Genomic DNA, 1,945 nt, shown 5'->3' on the forward strand with positions numbered 1-1,945 from the left:
AAGCTCTATAGTGATATCGGAGGCCGGTAAAATGGTAGTGTTGTCTGCAACAACATTTCCTTTGTCGTTCATTGTAGCCGGAATAATATATTCGATATCTTCTCCGGTCAATTCTCCGTTATGATTAAAAGAGCTTTTTGTTTTCTTTATTTTGTAATAAAAATTACCGTCTCTTGAATCCAGCATTTTAATAACACCTTTAGTGATCAAAGAAACAGAAGAAACTTTACGTGCTATTTTTAATGTTTCAGCACTAGCTTTTGTAGAGGTACTTTTCAAAGTAACCTGTCCGTAGAATAAATCTCCCGGTAAGCTTGCTGCAACTCCATTATTTTGTTTGAGGCTTACTTGCAGGTCTGAAATAATATTCGCCTGGTTCAAAGCACTGATATTTTCGTTATCTCCAGAGAGTCCGGCCCATGCCACCACTGTTATCTGATCGGATCCGGGACATGCGATCTCTATCGGTTTAGCCTGAAGCAAATAAGTTCTGTCCACAGTCATTTGTTTGTAGAAATCTCCGCTCTGGTCAAAAATGAACAGTGTCGTCTGGTCTACATCACCTTTCACCGTGATATCTTTATTGTCTGAGTATGCTTTAAGAACTACTGAGAAAGGAGCTTCTGTTTTAGAAGAGGCGCTGTTGATAACGCTGTCGTCAATACCATACGAAGAATCACTGTCTGCAGAACAACTAGCGAAAGCGACCATAACGATCAGTGTGCAAACAGCAACAATACAATTTGTGAAAATTCTACCCTTTTTCATGACCTTAATTTTTTATATGCTTAAAATTACCCTATACTCAGTAGAGAACATTTATCCGGTTAAGACCCTCATCAAAACCTTTTGTTTCTTACTGACATTGCAAATATAGATACAAAAACAATGTGAGTATCAAATAAAGAGACAATAAAAGTTAAAACGATCAAAATAGTTGCTGAAAATATCAAACAGGAGTGTGATAATGTCTTAAACGGTGGTAAAACTATCTCATGTAGCTTAAAATGAAACAAAAATAAGTTTTATAAGTAAATTCTTGATGATACAAATACCTCCTGTGTGATATGAATGCATATCTCTTGCTATGTCGGTTAATTAATCCATCTCGCTTATAGAAATAATAGAACTACTTTTCCCTTGATGGAAAAGTAGTCAAAAGATCAAGGCTTAACCGGCTTCACTGCTTCGGCGAAAGACTCCGCTGAAAAATCCGAAACTCGCTGCGCTCAGACAACGGATTTTTTTAACCGCTTCGTCTTCCTCCTTCGCGGACGTTCACCCGCTTAGGCCTTTCATAGGAAGCTCCGCTTCCTTTAAAGATTGCCGATACCGACACCTATATAATATAACAGGTGCTTTTGGTTTTAACTGACAGTATCGGCAATCACAAGAGAACGCTTTGCGTTCTCTGAAAGGCATCAGCTGGTGAGCGTTAAACGCAGCAGCCGGAGAGAGCGCCCGGAGCATCCGCTGTTTGAGCGCAGCGAGTTTCGGAGGCGACAGCGAACGCAGGATGCGGAGTAGCGAGGCAGGTGCAGCCTTGAACTTTTGATTACTTTTCTTTCAAGAGAAAAGTAATATTCAAATCTGATAAATATTGAACTTATAGTTGTCTCCATGGTTGATAGGCTTATTATTGATAAATGCTAAACCTTTTTTTTAATCACGATGGTGTGCAAAAGTGTCGCTTGTGATTTGAATACCTATGTTTTAAATCAATGCTTTGTGAATCAATGCTTATGATATATAAATTAACATATGTGTGTCTATCATTAAGGGCGGTATTCCTATCACGGAGAATCGCGTATATGAAAAAAAAACGGCGCACACGCGGAACAATCCGGATGTACGCCTTTATGCATATAAAAAATTGAGGGTCAAATTTTAACCAACAGTAACATTTACTATAACTGTACCCCAGTCTGCCACAACAATATTACCG

1 protein-coding gene is annotated in these 1,945 nt (G+C 38.7%); it reads right to left on the reverse strand.

The window, feature by feature from the left end:
* The coding region (locus tag IEY67_RS25080; protein ID WP_189086838.1) for a FimB/Mfa2 family fimbrial subunit at positions 1-768 on the reverse strand (768 nt) is incomplete at its 3' end.
* Between the last annotated feature and the right edge of the window lie 1,177 nt (positions 769-1,945).

The organism is Parabacteroides faecis (assembly GCF_014647375.1).
In the GTDB taxonomy this organism is placed as follows: Bacteria; Bacteroidota; Bacteroidia; order Bacteroidales; family Tannerellaceae; genus Parabacteroides; species Parabacteroides faecis.